Annotated in this window: 19 protein-coding genes; 4 read left to right on the top strand and 15 right to left on the bottom strand. The window is 73.5% G+C overall.

The genetic code is table 11. The features are described 5' to 3' along the window. Positions 1-172 precede the first annotated feature (172 nt). Entirely contained in the window at positions 173-877 is a 705-nt protein-coding gene (locus SCWH03_RS18310; RefSeq protein ID WP_173265329.1) for a 3'-5' exonuclease, read from the top strand. A 227-nt stretch (positions 878-1104) separates the two neighbouring features. Here SCWH03_RS18310 and SCWH03_RS18305 read toward each other — a convergent pair whose 3' ends face one another. Beyond that, the gene (locus SCWH03_RS18305) at positions 1105-1956 is read right to left on the bottom strand and encodes a phosphotransferase enzyme family protein (protein ID WP_173265328.1); all 852 of its coding nucleotides are present in this window, start codon (positions 1954-1956) and stop codon (positions 1105-1107) included. A 261-nt stretch (positions 1957-2217) separates the two neighbouring features. On the opposite strand from SCWH03_RS18305, the gene mgt reads away from it, so the two are divergent. Further along, positions 2218-3417, top strand: coding sequence for a macrolide-inactivating glycosyltransferase (gene mgt, locus SCWH03_RS18300; protein WP_173265327.1), 1200 nt, complete (start codon positions 2218-2220; stop codon positions 3415-3417). Positions 3418-3768: 351 nt separating this feature from the next. After that, entirely contained in the window at positions 3769-4332 is a 564-nt protein-coding gene (locus SCWH03_RS18295; protein ID WP_173265326.1) for a DUF1697 domain-containing protein, read from the top strand. 302 nt (positions 4333-4634) lie between these two features. Here SCWH03_RS18295 and SCWH03_RS18290 read toward each other — a convergent pair whose 3' ends face one another. After that, entirely contained in the window at positions 4635-4826 is a 192-nt protein-coding gene (locus SCWH03_RS18290; protein WP_173265325.1) for a DUF4236 domain-containing protein, read from the bottom strand. Positions 4827-5037: 211 nt separating this feature from the next. On the opposite strand from SCWH03_RS18290, the gene SCWH03_RS18285 reads away from it, so the two are divergent. Beyond that, entirely contained in the window at positions 5038-5511 is a 474-nt protein-coding gene (locus SCWH03_RS18285) for a hypothetical protein (protein ID WP_173265324.1), read from the top strand. Positions 5512-5659: 148 nt separating this feature from the next. Here SCWH03_RS18285 and SCWH03_RS18280 read toward each other — a convergent pair whose 3' ends face one another. The 13 genes from SCWH03_RS18280 to SCWH03_RS18225 form a co-directional block, all read right to left on the bottom strand. Beyond that, on the bottom strand, positions 5660-6460 hold the full coding sequence (locus SCWH03_RS18280) for a sirohydrochlorin chelatase (RefSeq protein ID WP_173265323.1): 801 nt from the start codon (positions 6458-6460) through the stop codon (positions 5660-5662). A gap of 9 nt (positions 6461-6469) precedes the next feature. Beyond that, complete coding sequence (locus tag SCWH03_RS18275) at positions 6470-7384, bottom strand: ABC transporter permease (RefSeq protein WP_173265322.1); 915 nt, start codon at positions 7382-7384, stop codon at positions 6470-6472. Continuing rightward, on the bottom strand, positions 7371-8162 hold the full coding sequence (locus tag SCWH03_RS18270; protein WP_173265321.1) for an ABC transporter ATP-binding protein: 792 nt from the start codon (positions 8160-8162) through the stop codon (positions 7371-7373). The genes SCWH03_RS18275 and SCWH03_RS18270 overlap by 14 nt, the downstream gene beginning before the upstream one ends. Positions 8163-8204: 42 nt before the next feature. Further along, positions 8205-9314 (bottom strand): aliphatic sulfonate ABC transporter substrate-binding protein, encoded by a 1110-nt coding sequence (locus SCWH03_RS18265; RefSeq protein WP_173265320.1) that lies wholly within the window; start codon positions 9312-9314, stop codon positions 8205-8207. Positions 9315-9539: 225 nt separating this feature from the next. Further along, positions 9540-10892, bottom strand: a complete 1353-nt coding sequence (locus SCWH03_RS18260) for a sulfate adenylyltransferase subunit 1 (RefSeq protein ID WP_173265319.1) — start codon at positions 10890-10892, stop codon at positions 9540-9542. A gap of 2 nt (positions 10893-10894) precedes the next feature. Beyond that, a complete protein-coding gene (cysD, locus tag SCWH03_RS18255) occupies positions 10895-11833 on the bottom strand; it encodes a sulfate adenylyltransferase subunit CysD (protein ID WP_173265318.1) in 939 nt (312 codons plus the stop codon). Then, complete coding sequence (gene cysC / locus SCWH03_RS18250) at positions 11830-12363, bottom strand: adenylyl-sulfate kinase (RefSeq protein WP_173265317.1); 534 nt, start codon at positions 12361-12363, stop codon at positions 11830-11832. The genes cysD and cysC overlap by 4 nt, the downstream gene beginning before the upstream one ends. A 254-nt stretch (positions 12364-12617) precedes the next feature. Continuing rightward, complete coding sequence (locus SCWH03_RS18245; protein WP_173265316.1) at positions 12618-13328, bottom strand: phosphoadenylyl-sulfate reductase; 711 nt, start codon at positions 13326-13328, stop codon at positions 12618-12620. Further along, a complete protein-coding gene (locus SCWH03_RS18240; protein ID WP_173265315.1) occupies positions 13325-13504 on the bottom strand; it encodes a hypothetical protein in 180 nt (59 codons plus the stop codon). Before SCWH03_RS18240 ends, SCWH03_RS18245 begins: the two co-directional genes overlap by 4 nt. Before the next feature lie 85 nt (positions 13505-13589). Then, positions 13590-15287 carry a nitrite/sulfite reductase gene (locus tag SCWH03_RS18235; protein WP_173265314.1) on the bottom strand — a complete coding sequence of 566 codons (1698 nt, stop codon included), beginning with the start codon at positions 15285-15287 and terminating at the stop codon, positions 13590-13592. Between the two features lie 149 nt (positions 15288-15436). Then, positions 15437-15520: a putative leader peptide gene (locus SCWH03_RS29920; protein WP_371872714.1), complete on the bottom strand. Its 84-nt coding sequence runs from the start codon at positions 15518-15520 to the stop codon at positions 15437-15439. A 426-nt stretch (positions 15521-15946) separates the two neighbouring features. Continuing rightward, complete coding sequence (locus SCWH03_RS18230; protein ID WP_173265313.1) at positions 15947-16513, bottom strand: GNAT family N-acetyltransferase; 567 nt, start codon at positions 16511-16513, stop codon at positions 15947-15949. 219 nt (positions 16514-16732) lie between these two features. Next, entirely contained in the window at positions 16733-18043 is a 1311-nt protein-coding gene (locus SCWH03_RS18225; protein ID WP_371872706.1) for a helix-turn-helix domain-containing protein, read from the bottom strand. Between the last annotated feature and the right edge of the window lie 418 nt (positions 18044-18461).

The raw sequence follows: 18461 nt of genomic DNA, 5'->3' as shown, positions 1-18461 counted from the left end.
GGCAGACGGGGGCCTGAACCGGCCCTGGACCGGGCGCGCCCCCGACCCGGCCGGGTGCGCCCGCCGGGCCGGGCAGGACGCCCGGGGGGTGCGCGGAGCGGACGGCCCGTGGTGGAAGTGTCAGTGCCGCATGCGAGAGTTCTTCGTCAGCAGGACCGACAAGGGGGGATGGATGACCTGGCACCACGAGCCGCTGGTGGGCTTCGACCTGGAGACGACGGGCACGGACCCGCTCTCGGCACGGATCGTGACGGCGGCGGTCGTCACGGTCGACGGCGACGGTACCGTGCAGCGGCGTACCTGGCTGGCGGACCCCGGCGTCCGCATCCCGGCCCAGGCGACGGCGATCCACGGGATCAGCAGCGAACGGGCTGCGGCGGAGGGCCGCCCCGCGGGGGAGGTGGCCGCTGAGGCGGCGGTGGAGCTGGCCGCGCACTGGGCGCGGGGGATACCGGTCGTGGCGTACAACGCGGCGTTCGACCTGACCCTGCTCGCCGCCGAGCTGCGACGGCACGGACTGCCGCCGCTCCGGGACCCCGCCCCGGTCGCCGACCCCTACACCATCGACCGGGCGGTCGACCGTTACCGGCGCGGGAAGCGCACGCTGGAGGCGGTCTGCGCGGAGTACGGAGTCGTTCTCGACGACGCGCACGAGGCATCGGCGGACGCCCTGGCGGCCGTCCTGGTCGCCCGCGCGATAGCCGACCGGCACCCGTCGGTCGCCGCGCTGAGCCCGTCCGACCTCCATGCCCGCCAGATCCGCTGGTACGCGGAATGGGCCGCGGACTTCCAGTCCTTCCTCCGCCGCAAGGGCGAGAAGGACGCGGTCGTCGACGGCGGCTGGCCCCTGCGCGCCCCGGCCTCGGTACCCGGCTGATCCCGCCGCGCGGTCGTCCTGTCGGCGATCCGGGGCACTTGCCGGGGTGCGCCGCCCGGCGTTCCGGACCGCCGGAGGGAGGCAACGGCGCTGCCGCGGCCCCACGGCCGATCAGGCGGACCGCGATGGCGGGCGGAAGCCGGTGCGGAACGCTGCCCCGGGGCCCGCGCCAGTACTCCAGCGGGGGTGCCCGGGGGCGCGGCCGATCGGCTCCGGGGCGGGGCTCTTCAGAACGGGTGCCAGCGGGCCCCGGTGTCGCCCGCGCGCAGGGACGCGACGCGGCGGCGGAACTCGGCCAGGGCGCGGGGGTTCGCGGGCGCGTGCTGAGCCACCCAGGCGCAGCTCGCCGTCTCCCGGGCGCCACGCAGCACCGCGCAGCCGTCCCACTCGCGCACGTCCCACCCGTAGGCGCGGGTGAACGCGTCGTACGCCGCCGGGGCGAGCCCGTAGCGGTCGCGGGAGAGGGCCAGGACGACCAGGTCGTGCTCGCGCAGATCGCAGGAGAAGGTCTCCAGGTCGACCAGTACCGGGCCACCGGGTCCGACGAGAACGTTGCGCGGGAGCGCGTCGCCGTGGATCGGCCCGCGCGGCAGCTGCGGTGCCAGCCCGGCGACCGCTGTGGTGAAGCCGTCCCGGCGCTCCCGCAGATAGGCCGCGTCCCCAGGGTCGATCGATTCGCCCGCCAGCCGCAGCCAGCGTTCCACACCCCCGAGCAGTTCCCGCCCCGGCAGCGCGAACGGCGCCGCCGGCAGCCTGTGCACCAGCCGCAGCAGCGGGGCCAGATCCCGTGCCTCCGCGGGGCGCACGGCCTTCGGCAGCCGGTGCCACACCGTCACCGGATGACCCTCGACCAGCCGAGCCCGAGGCTCAGCGGCCCGTACCGCCGGGACGCCGGCGGCTTCCAGCCACTCGGACACCACCAGCTCCCGCCGTGCGCGCTCCAGCAGATCGGCGCCCCGTCCGATCCTCACCACGATGTCGCCGATCGCGAACACCGCGTTCTCGCCGAGCGCCAGCAGCTCGCCGTTCCGCGGCAGTCCGGCCGCCGCGAGCACCTCCCGGGCGTGCGTCTCGTCCATGGCGCGGATTGTCGCATCCGCAGCTGGACCGGCTCCGGGAAGGTGGGGAGGAAGACGGGGGAGGGGAGGAAGGAGGGGGAGGAGGGGGGAGGGGGAGGAGGGAGGAGGGGGGAGGGGGAGGGAGAGCCGGCGGGTCGGCGAGGGGGCCGGCCGAGGACGGCGATCCGGTCCCCGCCCGCCGTCGGGGTGGCCGATGCCGCATCAGGCAACGGTCCGGTTATCCTGTAGAACGAGACGTATCGTTTCGTTTAGTCTCATGGGATGACCGAACCACAGCGGGCCCATATCGCCATGTTCTCCATCGCCGCCCACGGGCATGTGAACCCGAGCATCGAAGTGATCCGGGAACTCGTGGCCCGCGGGCACCGCGTCAGTTACGCGATCCCGCCGTCCTTCGCCGGGAAGGTCGCCGCGACCGGCGCGGAACCGGTGCCCTGGAACTCCACCCTGCCGGACGCCCCGGACGCCTGGGGCACCGAACCGATCGACCACATCGAGCCGTTCCTCGACGACGCGGTCCAGGCGCTGCCGCAGCTCGCCGAGGCGTTCGCGGGGGACGAACCGGACCTTGTCCTGCACGACATCACCTCCTACCCCGCGCGCGTCCTCGCCCATCGCTGGGGCGTGCCGGCGATTTCCCTCTCGCCGAACCTCGTTGCCTGGGAAGGCTACGAGGAGGAGGTCGGCGAGCCGATGACCGCCGCCATCAGGGCGACCGAGCGGGGCAGGGCCTACTACGCCCGCTTCGAGTCCTGGCTGTCGGAGAACGGGATCGGTGTCCACCCCGACCCGTTCGTCCGCCGCCCGGCCCGCTCCCTGGTGCTGATCCCCAGGGCGCTCCAGCCCAACGCCGACCGGGTCGACGAGCGCGTCCACTCCTTCGTCGGCACCTGCCAGGGCGACCGCACGCAGGAAGGGCAGTGGCGACGGCCCGCAGGCGCGGGCAAGGTGCTGCTGGTCTCCCTCGGCTCGGCGTTCACCAGGCAGCCCGCCTTCTACCGCGAGTGTGTGAAGGCCTTCGGCGAACTGCCAGGTTGGCACGTCGTGCTGCAGATCGGCAGGTTCGTGGATCCGGCGGAACTCGGCCGTGTGCCCGCGAACATCGAGGTGCACGAGTGGGTACCGCAGCGGGCGGTACTCGGGCAGGCCGACGCCTTCATCACACATGCCGGCGCCGGCGGAAGCCAGGAGGGGCTGGCCACCGCCACACCCATGGTCGCGGTCCCGCAGGCGGTCGACCAGTTCGGCAACGCCGACATGCTCGCCTCGCTCGGCGTGGCCCGCCATCTGCCGATGGGGGAGGCCACCGCGGACCATCTCCGGGATGCCGTGCTCACGCTGTCGGCCGACCCCGAGGTGGCCGTCCGGCTGGAGGAGATCCGCCGCTCGATGCGCCTGGAGGGCGGTACGCGCCGGGCCGCCGATCTCATCGAGGCCGAACTGCCGCAGACCGCCGGGTAACCGGCCCGGCCGGCAGGAGGGATCCGATGGCCGTCGTGCCCTCCCTCACGGGGCACGGCGGCCGTCCTATGGTGGGCGGCATGGTGTGTCCTGACAGCTGGTCCAGGCTCGGGGGCGGCAGCCCGCCCGGCCGCACACCCGAGCCCGGTGGCAGCTCCCGGTCCGCCGCGGAGAAGCTGCGGTCTGCGCGGGATGCCGGGAGCCCCTGCGGAGGCAGCAAGCACGCGGGCCGCAGTGTGGAGCGAACCTCGCAGCCTCGTCACCGCGGAGAAGCCGAGCCCCGCACGCACGCACGGACGGAAAGGGGAACGGGGAAGCGGGCTCGAAGGAGCACCGCATCCCTGACTACCAATGGCGAAGACCCACGCGTACGCCGCGCTGCTGCGCGGCATCAATGTCGGCGGCCACCGCAAGGTTCCGATGGCCGACCTGCACAGCCTGGTGACGGACCTCGGCCATGGCCATGTGCGCACCTACCTCCAGAGCGGCAACGCCGTGTTCACCAGCGAGACGGATGACGAGGACGGGCTCGCGCGCGGCATCGAACGCGCCGTCGAGGAGCGCTTCGGCTTCACCGTGGACTGCCTCGTGCGCGGCGGGCCGTACCTCGCCTCGGTCGTCGGCGACTGCCCCTTCCCGGCCGGACGGCTCGAGGGCAGGCAACTGCATGTCACCTATTTCTCGGAGCGCGTCGAACCGGAGCGGTTCGCCGGTGTGGACCGGGACGCCCATCTGCCCGAGGACTTCCGGCTCGGGGACCGCGCGCTGTACCTGTACACCCCGGGGGGAATCGGCCGCTCCAGGCTGGCCGACGCGCTGGCACGGGCGAGCGTGAAGAAGGGCCTCGTCGCCACGACCCGCAACTGGAACACGGTGGACAGGCTCGCGGAGATGACGGCCGGCGAACCAGTCTGAGCGGAGGCGGGCCGGGGCCATCGGCCCCGGCATCGCTCTCGCCCGCGCGGCCGGGAGCGGCGGGCCGGGGTCCGGCGCATGTGGTACGGGCCGACCGCACCGGCCGCTCCCGGCCGCACCCCGAGCCCTGCCGGCGCTTGCCGGAACCCATAGCGCCTGTCGGTGCTTCTCGGTGCTTCTCGGTGCTTCTCGGTGCTTCTCGGTGCTTGTCTGGGCTTGTCAGTGCTTGTCGGGGCTTGGCCGTGCTTGCTGATGCCTGTCGGTGTTCTTCGGCGCGCGCCGACAGCGTGTGTGAGGGCTCGTCAGCGCCGCCGGAAACTGCGGTGCCAGCTGAATCCGCCGGGCAGCCGGACCGATGCCCTGCCGCGGCCGCCGCTGCCCCGGGTGATGTGGGCCCGGCGAGTGCCGAGGCTCAGGGACCAGCCGTGTGTACCGACGTTCAGGTGCAGCAGCCTCGGGATGAGTGTGATCCGCCTGTGGTAGTGCAGCGACATGTCAGCCTCCTCGCGGACATCATGCGCGGGCCGGCCCGGCGGGTCCGTCACGACGGTGCCACGATCGTGTCACCGCGGGGCAGGAGCCCTGTCTCTCCGCACGGCCGTGTACCCGGTCGCGGCCGGGTGGCGTGGCCGCCCTGCCGAGTGGCCGCGGCAGCGGTGACCGGCCCCGGGGCGGTTGTCGGTGCCGCACCCTATCGTCGGTTCCATGTACGACGACGGTGACGGGCCTCCGCGCCCGGGCGGCGAGCGCGAGGCGCGGGCGCGGGCCGCCGAGGTGCGCGTGGCGTTCGAGGGCATGCTGCAGATCCGTCGGCTCACCGGTGCCGGCCCCGGCGCCGCCGCCGGCCCCGAAGCGGTGCCCGCCCCTTGGGAACGGGGGCGGATGGTTCGCGCCGTGGCGCTCGCGCTGGAGGCGGCCGGTATCGCGCCCTCCGCCGTCGACGCCGACTCGGGGCGCCGGGTGGCCACCGGATACCGCGTGGCGGGAGTACCGGACGAACCGGGCATGGTCAGGGTCGAATGGCTCGGACCGCACGGCAGTGGCGCCGCCGGGGAGGAGGAACGCGCCCTCGCCGACTGCGCCCGGATACTGGGGCGCCTCGGCTGGGACGCCCTGGTGTACCGCGGTCGGAGCCGCCGCCGGTTCGTCGAGGTGCGTCCGCCCCATCCCGGAGGCTGAACGGCAGGGCCTGCCGTGGTGCGCGGCCTGCCGTGGTGCGGCGCCTGCCGTGGTGCGGCGCCGGTCGGGGTGGGGGGGTGTTCGGCGTGCGGTGGTGAGGTGGTGCACGGCCTGGCGGGGCGCCCGTCGGCCCGCTCGGACGGGGTGCTCAGCCCGCGGCGGCGAGGCGCTGCACGGCCAGGGCCTCGTCGTACCGCCGCAGCACCAGCCGGGCCAGTGCGGGTGACGGTCCGAGCACATCGGCCAGGACGTCCGCCCCTGCGGCCCGCGCGCCGTCCGCGATCCGGTCCGGCAGCCGGCCGGGGGCGATGACATACGGTGCCACCGCGACCCGTTTCAGGGGCTCGGAGCCGCCGGCTCCCTCGGCTCCCGCGGCGCGCAGCGCCCGCACCGCGTCCCCGGGGGCGGGCGGCCCCGCCGCGGTGACGGCGGAGGCGAACGCGGGCCGCACCGTGCGCCATCCGCTGTGCCGCAGGTCCCGCGCCACCTCGGCGAGCCCGGAGGCGGCCTCCGGGTCGGAGGAGCCGGCCGAGGCCAGGACGACTCCCGTCGAGCCCTTGTCGGCGGGTGTCAACCCGGCCTCGTACAGACGCTGTTCGACCGTGTCCAGCAGCAGCCGGGACGGGCCGAGTACCCCTGCCTGGGTGATCCGGAGCCGCGGGTGCCGCGCCCGGGCCTCGTCCAGCACGGACGGGATGTCCGACTTCGCATGGAAGGCCCGGGCCAGCAGCAGCGGCAGTGCGACCACCTGTGCCACCGCGTCGTTCGCCATCCGCTCCAGCACCCGGGGCACGGCGGGCGCGTTGAAGTCCAGGAACGCCGTGCCGACCCGCACCCCGGGCCGCTGCGACCGCACCTGCCGTACCAGGGCGTGCACGGTCGCGGCATGGCGCGGATCGCGGCTGCCGTGGGCGACGACGAGAAGCGCGGGGTGGGCGGGGCCGTACACGGGATCGGCTCAACTCCCGGCGAGGAGACCGCGGCTGCGGAGCACCCGGCGCTCCAGCGGGCTGAAGACGAGCAGGTCGACGGCGATACCGACGACCAGGATGAGGACGATCGCCAGGAACACGCCGGGCATGTCGATGTTGTTGCGGCCGTTCTCCAGCAGCTGTCCCAGGCCGAGGCCCAGGTCGGGAGAGGAGGCGATGATCTCGGCCGCCATCAGCGAGCGCCAGGAGAAGGCCCAGCCCTGCTTCAGGCCGCCCAGATAGCCCGGCAGCGCGGCCGGCATGACGATATGCCAGGTGCCCCTCAGGCCGGTGGCGCCGAGTGTCCGCCCGGCCCGCAGGAACAGCGGAGGCACCTGGGTGACCCCGGACACCAGCCCGTTGGCGATCGACGGCACCGCGCCGAGCAGGATGACCGCGTACATCATCGAGTCGTTCAGGCCGAGCCAGATGACGGCAGGCGGCACCCACGCCACCGACGGCAGCGACTGCAGGCCGGAGAGGATCGGGCCGATCGCGGCACGGACGAAGCCGACCCGCGCCACCAGCAGACCCAGCGGGGTGCCGATGGCCAGGGCCAGCAGGAAGCCGAACAGTCCGCGCGACACGCTGGTCCAGATCACGTCGAACAGGGTGCCCTGCAGCCACATGTCGGACAGGCCCGCCCACACCGCGGACGGCGCCGGCAGCTTGTCCTCGGTGGTGACCCGGGCCGAGACGAGGAGCTGCCACACCGCCAGCACGAGGGCGACCGCCACGAGCGGTGGTACGGCCTTCTTCAGGAGGACCTCGCGCAGGGGTGTGCGGCGGACCTCGACGGCGTCGAGGGCGTCCAGACCGGCCTCGACACCGGCGAGGTCGTCCGGCCCGGCGGGCGATCCGCCCGCCTTCGTGACGCCGGCCCGGGCTTCACTGCTGGCCATGTCGGCGGATCTCCCCCCGCAGTCGTTCGGTGATCTCGACGGACAGGTCCGCCACGGCGGCGTCCTCGATGCGGCGCGGCTGCGGGATGTCCACGGCCCACTCGCGGGCCACCCGGCCTGGCCGCGACGACAGCAGGACCACCCGCTGGGCGAGCCGGACCGCCTCCCTGACGTTGTGCGTGACGAAGAGCACCGACACGTTCGTCTCGCGCCAGATCCGCGTCAGCTCGTCGTGCAGTACGTCGCGGGTGATGGCGTCGAGCGCCGCGAACGGCTCGTCCATCAGCAGCAGATCGCTGTCCTGCGCGAGGGCCCGGGCCATGGCGACCCGCTGGCGCATGCCGCCGGACAGCTCGTGGACGCGCTTGCCGTGCGCGCCGCCGAGCCGGACCAGTTCCAGCAGCCGCTCCGCCTCCTCGCGGCGCCCGGCCCTGGGGACACCGCGCAGCCGCAGCGCCAGTTCGATGTTCCTGCCCGCGGTCAGCCACGGGAAGAGGGCGTGCTCCTGGAACATCAGGGCGGGCCGCCCGCCGGGCGTCTCGATGGACCCGGTGGTCGGCCGGTCCAGCCCCGCGACCAGGTTGAGCAGGGTGGACTTGCCGCATCCCGACGCCCCGAGGATGGTGACGAACTCGCCGGGGGCGACGTCCAGACTGATGTCGTCCAGGACGAGCTGCGATCCGGCGGGACCGCGGAACGACTTCGAGACGTGCTCGATCCTGGCGGCGTGCGACAGTACGGTGGTGTCCTCGGCGGCCTCGGCGAACGTGGTGGCCATGGTCGTCACCTCCTGGGAGTGTTACCGGACGGACTGCGGGTGTCAGGGGGTGCCGAGGCCGGCGTCGGAGACCTCGGGCCTGCCCTCGGCTCTCAGCACCTTGTTCAGCGGCCTCAGGTCGTAGATCCCGGCCAGGTCCGGCTCGTCGACGAGCCCGGCCCGCGCCGCCCACTCGGACTGCGTCCTGAGCGTGGCGGCCAGCGGATCGTCCGTGACCCGGATGCCCGGCCAGGCCCGGTCGACGACCTCCGGGGGGAGTTCCCTGCCGGTCTCCGCCTTCAGCGCCGCGTTGGCCGCGGCCTTGGCCTGCTCCGGATGGGCGGTGATCCAGGCGTTCGTCCGCACGGTGCCGCGGAGCACCGCCTCGACGACGTCCGGATGCTCCTTCAGGAACGTCCCCGACACGACCACGTTGGTGATCGCGAACTTCCCGCCGGGCCAGAGCGCGGCCTCCTCCAGGAGGACCTTCGCGCCCTCGGCGACCAGCGTGGACGCGGTCGGCTCCGGCACCCAGGCGCCGTCGATGGAGCCGGACTTGTAGGCGGCGGGGGTGACCCCGGAGTCCGTGCGGACCACCGAGACGTCGCCCTTGCCGCTCTCCGCGTCGACCTTCCAGCCCTTCCCTGCGATCCAGTCGAGGAGGGCGACGTCCTGGGTGTTCCCCTTCTGGGGGGTGGCGATCCGCTTGCCCCTGACGTCGTCCTGGGAGGTGATCCGGTCCGGGTTGACGACGAACTTCACGCCGCCGGAGGCCGAACCGGAGACGATCCGCAGATTCCGGCCATGCGACTTCACGTACGCGTTCACCGCGGGCGACGGGCCGATGAAACCGATGTCCAGCGAACCGCCGTTGAGTGCCTCGATCGCGGACGGACCGGCGTTGAAGGTCTGCGGCTTGATCGCGGTGCCGCCGAGTTCCTTCTGGATCAGACCTTCCCGGATGCCGACGAGCGCGGTGGCATGGGTCAGGTTCGGCAGGTAGCCGATGCGGACGGTGCCGGCGGAGAGCTTCCTGCCCACCGCTGCCACCCCGGCCGTCCTGTCCTCCCTGGCCTGGGAGCCGTAGCCGCAGGCGGTGGCGGCCAGGGCCAGCAGGGGGAGGGCGGCGGCAGCGGCGAGTCCGCGGCGCAGGCTCGTACGGGATGCAGGCACGGGAGGCGTTCCTCTCGGGGGCCCGGTTCTCACGTCCTTCGGCGGTGCCGGATGGTGGGGGACGCGGCCGGGGGTTCGGCGGGTCGGTGTCTTCGTCTGCCGGGCGGCCGGGGGGCCGCGCCGGTCATCGGGCACATCGCGTGACACCCCCCGATCCCGCGCCGAGCACACCGCTGCCCACCCGGCCGCCCTCCTTGGCGAAGGTCGCGTACGCGTCGGCAGCCATCAGAAGTCCCACCCCTCGCCGTCCCGGGCGGGCGCGGCCCCGGCGGCGGCGAAGGACCCGCCCGCCATGCCGGCCGCCAGGGTCGTGCCGTCCGCCGGGTCGATCAGCAGGAAGGACCCGGTGCGGCGGGAGTCCGCGTAGGAGTCGAGCGCCAGCGGCTCGGCGGTGCGGATCCTGACCCGGCCGATGTCGTTGGCCACCAGCTGCCCGGGGGACGGGTGCGGGGACAGGTCGTCGAGCGTCAGCCGAGACGGGATCTCCCTGACGATCGCCTTCACCGTGCGGGTCGTGTGCTTCAGCAGCACCCGCGCGCCCACCGCGAGGGGGGTGTCGGCGACATGGCAGACCGTGGCCTCGACGTCCTGCGTCGTGGCGGGCGCGTCCGTGCTCGGCACGAGGAGGTCGCCGCGGGAGACGTCGATGTCGTCCTCCAGCAGCAGCGTCACCGACTGCGGGGTCCAGGCCACGTCCACCGGCTCGCCGAGCAGGTCGATGCCCGCGATCCGCGACGTCCGGCCCGACGGCAGGACGGTGACCTCCTCGCCGACGCGGAACGTTCCGGCCGCGATCTGGCCCGCGTATCCGCGGTAGTCCGGGTGGTCGGCGGTCTGCGGGCGGATCACGTACTGCACCGGGAGGCGCGCGTGGCAGGTCGCCAGGTCATGGCTGACCGGCACGGTCTCCAGGTGCTCCAGCACCGTGGGGCCGCCGTACCAGTCCATGTGCGCGGAGGCGTCCACGACGTTGTCGCCGGCGAGCGCCGAGATCGGGATCGCGGTGATCTCCGGGACGCCCAGCTCGCTCGCGTAGGCCGTGAACTCCTCGGCGATGGCGGCGAAGACCGCCTCCCGGTAGCCCACCAGGTCCATCTTGTTCACGGCGAGGACGACGTGCGGGACGCGCAGCAGCGCGGCGATCGCCGCGTGCCGGCGGGTCTGCTCGACCACGCCGTTGCGGGCGTCGACCAGGACCACCGTCAGCTCGGCCGTCGAGGCGCCGGTGACCATGTTCCGGGTGTACTGCACATGCCCGGGGGTGTCGGCGAGGATGAACCGCCGCCGGGGCGTGGCGAAGTAGCGGTACGCCACGTCGATGGTGATGCCCTGCTCGCGCTCGGCCCGCAGGCCGTCGGTGAGCAGCGCCAGGTCGGGCGCCGCCTGGCCGCGGGAGCGGGAGGCGTGCTCGACCGCCTCCAGCTGGTCGGCGAGCACCGACTTGGAGTCGTGCAGCAGCCGGCCCACCAGGGTGGACTTGCCGTCGTCGACCGAACCTGCGGTGGCGAAACGCAGCAGGGTGGTGGCCGACAGCTGCTCGTTCGGCTGCTCGGCCTGCTGCTCGGTGGAACCGGTCATCCCTAGAAGTACCCTTCGCGCTTGCGGTCTTCCATCGCGGCTTCGGACAGCTTGTCGTCGGCGCGGGTCGCCCCCCGCTCGGTGAGCCGGGAGGCGGCGATCTCGGCGATCACGGCGTCGAGCGTGGTCGCGTCGGAGTCGACGGCGCCCGTGCAGGACATGTCCCCGACGGTGCGGTAGCGGATCAGCCGCTTCTCCACCTGCTCGCCCCGCTGCGGACCGCCCCAGTCCCCGGCGGTCAGCCACATGCCGTCGCGGGCGAAGACCTCCCGCTGGTGGGCGAAGTAGATCTCCGGCAGCTCGATCCGCTCGCGCTGGATGTACTGCCAGACGTCCAGTTCGGTCCAGTTGGACAGGGGGAACACCCGGACGTGCTCCCCGGGCGCGTGGCGGCCGTTGTAGAGCTGCCACAGTTCGGGGCGCTGGCGGCGCGGATCCCACTGGGAGAACTCGTCGCGCAGCGAGAACACCCGTTCCTTGGCCCGGGCCTTCTCCTCGTCGCGGCGCCCGCCGCCGAACACGGCGTCGAAGCGGTGCCGCTGGATGGCCTCCGTCAGCGGCACGGTCTGCAGCGGGTTGCGGGTGCCGTCGGGGCGTTCGCGGAGCACTCCGCGGTCGATGTAGTCCTGTACGGAGGCCACATGGAGCCGCAGGCCGTGGCGTGCCACCACACGGTCGCGGTACTCGATGACCTCGGGGAAGTTGTGGCCCGTGTCCACATGCAGCAGGGAGAACGGCACCGCAGCCGGGGCGAACGCCTTCAGCGCCAGATGCAGCATGACGATGGAGTCCTTGCCGCCGGAGAAGAGCACCACCGGCCGCTCGAACTCGCCCGCCACCTCGCGGAAGATGTGCACCGCCTCGGACTCCAGAGCGTCGAGGTGCGTCAGCGCGTACGGGCTGTCGGTGCTCCCCGCCGCGGTGCCGATGCCGGTCGTCATGCCAGTCCCCTTCCGGTGAGCAGCGCATACAGCGCCTGGGCCGACTCCTGCACGGTCTGGGTGTGCGACTCGATCCGCAGATCGGGGGCCTTCGGCTCCTCGTACGGGTCGTCCACTCCGGTCAGCCCGCTGATCTCGCCGGCCGCCTGTCTGGCGTACAGGCCCTTGACGTCGCGTTCGGCGCACACCTCGACCGGAGTGGCGATATGCACCTCCAGATACGGGGTGCCCTCGGCGCCGTGCCGCTCGCGGACCGCCTCGCGGCTGTCGGCGTACGGCGCGATCACCGGCACGACCACCTTCACGCCGTTGGACGCCAGCAGTTCGGCGACGAAGCCGATCCGCCGGACGTTGGTGTGCCGGTCCTCGCGGCTGAAGCCGAGGCCCGCGGACAGGAACTCGCGGATCTCGTCCCCGTCGAGCACCTCCACACGGTGGCCCTCGCCGCGCAGCCGGCCGGCCAGCTCGTACGCGATGGTGGTCTTGCCCGCGCTCGGCAGCCCCGTGAGCCAGATGGTGGCCCCAGTCACGTGCTTCTCCCGTCGGGTGGGGGTCGGTTCGCTGCGTCCGGCCGGGCGGGCCGCCCGGACGGGTCCGCTCGTCTTGTGGGCGGGTCCGGTTGCCGCGCCGGGTCGGGCCGCGGGCCGGCGGGTTGCCCCCTCGGCGGGCCGGGCCGCCGGGTCGGGTCTGCCCGGGTCGGGTCTGCCCGGTCCGGCGGTTCCCGCGGGGCGGGCCGCCCCGGCGGGTGCGGTCCGGGCTGCCGCGTGGTCGGCGGGTGTCGTCATCAGCCGTGCAGTCCGCACTCGGTCTTGGCCCGGCCCGCCCAGCGGCCTGCCCGGGTGCCCTCGCCGTCCTGCACCCGCCTGGTGCAGGGAGCGCAGCCCACCGACGCGTACCCGTCCATCAGCAGCGGGTTGGTGAGGACGCCGTGCTCGGCGACATAGGCGTCCACATCGGCCTGCGTCCAGCGCGCGATCGGCGAGACCTTGACCTTCCGCCGCTTCTCGTCCCAGCCGACGACCGGGGTGTCCGCCCGTGTCGGGGACTCGTCGCGGCGCAGACCGGTCGCCCACGCGTCGTAGCCGGTGAGCCCTTCCTCGAGCGGTCTGACCTTGCGGAGCGCGCAGCACAGGTCGGGGTCGCGGTCGTGCAGGCGCGGGCCGTACTCGGCGTCCTGCTCCTCCACCGACCGGCGCGGGGTGAGCGTGAGGAGGTTGACGTCCATCACGGCCGCGACCGCGTCCCGGGTGCCGAGGGTCTCGGGGAAGTGGTAGCCGGTGTCCAGGAAGACCACGTCGACCCCCGGGAAGGCCCGGGAGGCCAGATGGGCGACCACGGCGTCCTCCATCGACGAGGTGACGCAGAAGCGGGCGCCGAAGGTCTTTGCCGCCCAGGTCAGGATGGAGAGGGCGGACGCCTCCTCGAGGTCCCGTCCGGCCCGCTCGGCCAGCGGCTTCAGCTCGTCCCCGGTCCGCGGTGACCTCACCGCCGTCATATCGCTTCCCCTCCGCCGTCGTTGTGCCGGACACCGCGGGCGAGGAGCCCGAGGAACTTCAGCCGGAAGGCCCGGTTGCAGGACGCGCACTCCCAGGCGCCGTGGCCCTGCTCACTCGGACGCAGATCCTCGTCGCCGCAGTAGGGGCAGTAGAAGGGGGCGGCCCGCTCGCTCATCGTTCCCCCTCCGCTTCTCCGCCCGCGCGGCGCAGGGGTGCCGGGCCGGTCGCGGGGTGCGGCCCGGGGGCCGCCTGCGCGCCGCTCACGACAGGGCCTCCTCGTCTGCCCGCGCAGCCCAGGCGGCGAAGCGCTCGCCGTCCTCGCGCTCCGCCTGGAAGCGCCTGAGGACGCGCTCGACGTAGTCGGGCAGCTCGGCGGAGGTGACCTTCAGCCCGCGGACCTTGCGGCCGAAGCCGGCCTCCAGTCCCAGGGCACCGCCCAGGTGCACCTGGAAGCCCTCCACCTGCTCGCCGCTCTCGTCCAGCACCAGCTGGCCCTTGAGACCGATGTCCGCCACCTGGATGCGGGCGCAGGCGTTGGGGCACCCGTTGATGTTGATGGTGATCGGCTCGTCGAACCCGGGCAGGCGGCGCTCCAGTTCGTCGATCAGCGAGGCGCCCCGGGCCTTGGTCTCGACGATGGCCAGCTTGCAGAACTCGATGCCGGTGCAGGCCATCGTGCCGCGCCGGAAGGGCGACGGGCCGACCCGCAGGTCCAGCGACTCGAGTGCCGACACCAGCGACTCGACCTGCGACTCCTCGACATCGAGGACGATCATCTTCTGCTCGGCGGTGGTGGTGACCCGCCCCGAGCCGTGCGCCTCCGCCACCTCGGCGATCTTGGTGAGGGTGGCGCCGTCGACGCGGCCGACGCGCGGCGCGAAGCCGACGTAGTAGCGGCCGTCCTTCTGCCGGTGCACCCCGACGTGGTCGCGCCACCGCTGTACGGGCTGCTCGGGCGCCGGGCCGTCGACCAGCGGGCGCCTCAGGTACTCCTCCTCAAGCACCCGGCGGAACCTCTCCGCACCCCAGTCGGCGACCAGGAACTTCAGCCGGGCGCGGGTGCGCAGCCGGCGGTAGCCGTAGTCGCGGAAGATCGAGATCACGCCCTCGTAGACGTCCGGGACCTCCTCCAGCGGCACCCAGGCGCCGAGCCGGACACCGATCTTCGGGTTGGTGGAGAGCCCGCCGCCGACCCACAGGTCGAAGCCGGGGCCGTGCTCCGGGTGGTTCACCCCGACGAAGGCGACGTCGTTGATCTCGTGTGCCACGTCCAGCAGCGGTGAACCGGAGACCGCCGACTTGAACTTGCGGGGGAGGTTGGAGAAGGCCTTCTCGCCCACGATGCGCCGGTGGATCTCCTCGATGGCGGGAGTGCCGTCGACAATCTCGTCCTCGGCGATACCGGCCACCGGGGAGCCGAGGATGACGCGGGGGGTGTCGCCGCACGCCTCGGTGGTGGAAAGGCCGACGGCTTCCAGCCGGTTCCAGATCTCGGGCACGTCCTCGATGCGGATCCAGTGGTACTGCACGTTCTGCCGGTCGGTGATGTCGGCGGTGCCGCGCGCGAACTCCTGCGAGATCTCGCCGATCACCCGCAGTTGACCGGTGGTCAGCCGTCCGCCGTCGATGCGGACCCGCAGCATGAAGTACTCGTCGTCCAGCTCCTCCGGCTCCAGGACCGCGGTCTTGCCGCCGTCGATCCCGGGCTTGCGCTGGGTGTACAGCCCCCACCAGCGCATCCGGCCGCGCAGGTCGCTGGGGTCGATGGAGTCGAATCCGCGCTTGGAGTAGATCGTCTCAATACGTGTCCGCACGTTGAGACCGTCGTCGTCCTTCTTGAACTGCTCGTTGCCGTTCAGGGGTGTGAGGTGGCCAACGGCCCACTGGCCCTCGCCGCGGTGGCGTCCGGCCTTGCGGCGGGGCGTGGCAGAGGCGGGCTTTCCGGGAGTGGCGGCCATGGCGGTTACGTCCTTCGGGACTGCGGGAGGGCGGCTCTGACCTGCACATGGGCGCCCCCGGGTACGGGAGGGCGCCGCGATGCGCGGTGGTCGGGGATCTCGGGGAGCGCGGGTGGATCGGTGCCGGGGCTGACGGCCCCCGGGGGCACTCAGCTCGCGCGACACATGGCGCTGGACATGCGGCCGAGGTCGACGTGCCGCCGACTCACCAAGGCAATTCCAGCTCGAGACATGACGGAAGCCTGGCACGGGACTTCGGAGCCAGTCCACCGTCATCCATAATGTGGACGAGAATGTCTCGTATTGCGAGAAGATGTGGGGTGGGTCACATGGTGCGGAGGGTAGTGCTGCCGGGCTGCTGCGCCGTCGGACCGTCGGGCTGCTGCGCCGTCGGGCGAGGCCCGCCCGGTGGCGGCGGCCCAAGGGTTCGGGAGGACCGAAGCGGCTCGTGAGCCCTGGTCCGGAGCCCTGGCCCGGAGCCCTGGTCCGGAGCCCTGGGCCGCGGCGGGCCCGGGGCATCCCCGGGGAGAGCGCGCGGAGCAAGGTCGGAAAGGGGCCCCCGAAGCGGCCATGGGGAGGTCCGGAGCGATCCCGGGGCGGCCTGACGAGGCCCCGGAGAGCCCCTGGCGAGGCCCGGAAGGAGGGAGTCCTCCCGCCGGTCAGCCGTGTGCGCCGGGCCAGGGGCCGGGAGCTGCGGCCTCCGGTTCCTCCTCCACCCTGGTGTCGAACAGGGTGAACCCGCGGCGCAGATAGTTGTCCATGGCGTAGGGGCCGTCCTTGGAGCAGGTGTGGAGCCAGACCCGCTTCGTGGGGGTGCGTCCCGGCCAGCGCTCCGCGAGGTCCCAGGCGCGGGCTGTGCCGCACGACAGCAGATGGCCGCCGATCCGCCTGCCGCGGAACGCCGGGATGAGGCCGAAGTACACGATCTCGACGGAGCCCTCGTCCTGCGCCTCCAGCTCGACGTACCCGGCCGGGGTGCCCCTCTCGTACGCCACCCATGTCTCGGTGCCCGGCCTGGCCAGCGCCTCCCCCCACTGCGCGTGGGTGAGGCCGAGCCGGTCGGTCCAGCGGATGTCCCCGCCCACGGCGGTGTAGAGGAACCGGCTGAACTCCGGCGAGGGCACCTCGGCGCGCACGATCCGTATGTCTCCCGCGGGCTCGGCGGCGGGGCGCAGATCGGACGGGGACGTCTGCTCCAGGGACCAGGTGGTCACGGTGATGCTCATGGCCGCCAGGGAACCACGGGCACTCCGCCGGGACAAAGCGGCCCCGCACCGGGAGGGAGGGCCCCGCACCCCGTCGGATCCCCGTCCCGCTGCGGCTCCCTCCCGTATCTCCCTCCCGTATCTCCCTCCCGTGTCTCCCTCACATATCCCTCACGTATCCCTCATCCGGCGGGAGCGGGGAGGAACGGGGGCGCGGAGGGTGTCCCGGCGGCCGCGGCGTCACCCGGGCCCGCCCCCGCTCTCCGCCCCGTCCCCGGCCGGTGCCGGGGCCGCCGCCCGCGCCTCCACCACGGCCGGGGCAAAGGAGTGCGGCAGCAGGTCCGCAGGGTGGGCGGGGCACACGAGTCGCACCTCGACCTCGTCGCAGAAGCGGTACGGGCGGTGCGCCAGCACACCCGACAGGTAGCGCCGTACCCGCGACATCTCGGCGCGCACCGTCACGGTGCGCGTCCGGTCGCCGAACACGTCGCCCGCGAGTTCCGCGGCCGTGCGCCCCTGCGGACGCGATGCCAGCACGTACAGCAGCTCCGCGTGGCGGGGGCTCAGCTCCCGGGCCCAGCCGCCGGCGGGGCCGGAGACCGAGACCGTCCAGCGGCGGGCGCGGCTCAGGTCGAGGACGACCCGGCTCGCGGACTCCGCGGGCCGCGACTCGCAGGGACGCACCAGCCAGCCCCCGGGCAGCGGTTCGACGGTGCACATCCCCAGCGACGGCAGCCACACGCGACCCGCGCGGAACGACGAGGGCAGCGGCAGGCGGTCCACCGGCGCCATACCGGTGGCGGCCGCCGTCCAGCCGTGCACGTCCACGGCCAGTGCCCGCCCGCCGACCCGGCAGAGGACGGGCGCGGCGACGGAGCGGAGCCGCTCGACCTGCCGGAGATGGCGTTCCCGCAGCTCCGCCTCGGCCAGCCGGGCCACCGAGCTGACCAGCGCCAGGGTGGCCGGATGGAAGCTGGACGCCGGGCCGCTGACGTCCACGATGCCGAGCAGCCGGCCGTCGCGCGGGTCCCGCACCGGCGCGGCGGCACAGGTCCAGTCGTGCAGGGTGTGGACGAAGTGCTCGGCCGAGTGGACCTGGACCGGCCGGCCGGCCGCGAGGGCGGTGCCGATGGCGTTGGTGCCCGTACTGTCCTCGCTCCAGGCCGCCCCCTCCTCCAGGCAGATGGCTCCGGCCTGCCGGAGCACTCCCGCGTTCCCCTCCCGCCACAGCACCCGCCCCTGGCAGTCCGTCACCACCATGATCTGGAGGGTGGCGTCGGCGACCGATGTGAGCCCGCCGCTCAGTGTGCCCATCACCTCGCCGAGCACGGTGGACCGCCTGCGGTGCTCCAGCTCGTCCCGCCGGAGCAGCACGCTGCTCGTGGAGCGGTCGGGGTCCAGCCCCAGCCGCATCATCCGCTGCCAGGAGGCGTGGATGACCGGCCGGGGCGGGACCGGCGGGCGTCGGCCCGCGAGCGTCGCCGCATGCACCTGATGCAGCACGCGGGCCGCGTGCGCGGCGTCCGCTCCGCCCAGCCGTGGCATGTTCATAGCCGTGTCCCTCATCGGATGCCCCCGCCGTCGTCGGCGCCGACCGGCGCGTTCGGTGGTGTGCGCGGTACGGCCGGCCGGTGCCCGTGGCCGCGGGCCGGTCGTACCGCATCGGTTCTGCTCGGTGCGCGGGCCGCCGCGGACCGTCCGGATCCATCGTGCCGTCTGCGTCCTGCCCGGGAAGCGGAGTTCGGGCATCTGCTGCAACGGTCCGCAACTCTGGTCAACGAGCGAGGGATGGGCGAAGGTGTCGTCCAGCGGAGGGTGGTGCCGTGTCGGCGCAGCACCACCCCCGCGATTTGCGCGGGTCCGGCCTGCCGCAGCGCTCGGCCACCGCAGGCATCGCGGTCAGGGCAGGCACCCCGGGCGCGAGGGGCGGCACGGCCACCGCGGTCACGGCAGGCGCCGTGGCCACCAG

The sequence above is a fragment of the Streptomyces pacificus genome (assembly GCF_011766325.1).
Lineage (GTDB): Bacteria > Actinomycetota > Actinomycetes > Streptomycetales > Streptomycetaceae > Streptomyces > Streptomyces pacificus.
This window is presented reverse-complemented; position numbering and strand designations above follow the sequence as displayed.

Bases quoted from the DNA above. Each gene is read 5' to 3' on its own strand.
- SCWH03_RS18310 (WP_173265329.1), top strand. From the start codon at position 173: ATGACCTGGCACCACGAGCCGCTGGTGGGCTTCGACCTGGAGACGACG.
- SCWH03_RS18305 (WP_173265328.1), bottom strand. From the start codon at position 1,956: ATGGACGAGACGCACGCCCGGGAGGTGCTCGCGGCGGCCGGACTGCCG.
- SCWH03_RS18225 (WP_371872706.1), bottom strand. From the start codon at position 18,043: ATGAACATGCCACGGCTGGGCGGAGCGGACGCCGCGCACGCGGCCCGC.
- cysD (WP_173265318.1), bottom strand. From the start codon at position 11,833: ATGACGACCGGCATCGGCACCGCGGCGGGGAGCACCGACAGCCCGTAC.
- SCWH03_RS18290 (WP_173265325.1), bottom strand. From the start codon at position 4,826: ATGTCGCTGCACTACCACAGGCGGATCACACTCATCCCGAGGCTGCTG.
- SCWH03_RS18275 (WP_173265322.1), bottom strand. From the start codon at position 7,384: ATGGCCAGCAGTGAAGCCCGGGCCGGCGTCACGAAGGCGGGCGGATCG.
- SCWH03_RS18240 (WP_173265315.1), bottom strand. From the start codon at position 13,504: ATGAGCGAGCGGGCCGCCCCCTTCTACTGCCCCTACTGCGGCGACGAG.
- SCWH03_RS18245 (WP_173265316.1), bottom strand. From the start codon at position 13,328: ATGACGGCGGTGAGGTCACCGCGGACCGGGGACGAGCTGAAGCCGCTG.
- SCWH03_RS18285 (WP_173265324.1), top strand. From the start codon at position 5,038: ATGTACGACGACGGTGACGGGCCTCCGCGCCCGGGCGGCGAGCGCGAG.
- SCWH03_RS18235 (WP_173265314.1), bottom strand. From the start codon at position 15,287: ATGGCCGCCACTCCCGGAAAGCCCGCCTCTGCCACGCCCCGCCGCAAG.
- SCWH03_RS18260 (WP_173265319.1), bottom strand. From the start codon at position 10,892: ATGACCGGTTCCACCGAGCAGCAGGCCGAGCAGCCGAACGAGCAGCTG.
- mgt (WP_173265327.1), top strand. From the start codon at position 2,218: ATGACCGAACCACAGCGGGCCCATATCGCCATGTTCTCCATCGCCGCC.
- SCWH03_RS18270 (WP_173265321.1), bottom strand. From the start codon at position 8,162: ATGGCCACCACGTTCGCCGAGGCCGCCGAGGACACCACCGTACTGTCG.
- SCWH03_RS18295 (WP_173265326.1), top strand. From the start codon at position 3,769: ATGGCGAAGACCCACGCGTACGCCGCGCTGCTGCGCGGCATCAATGTC.
- SCWH03_RS29920 (WP_371872714.1), bottom strand. From the start codon at position 15,520: ATGTCTCGAGCTGGAATTGCCTTGGTGAGTCGGCGGCACGTCGACCTC.
- SCWH03_RS18230 (WP_173265313.1), bottom strand. From the start codon at position 16,513: ATGAGCATCACCGTGACCACCTGGTCCCTGGAGCAGACGTCCCCGTCC.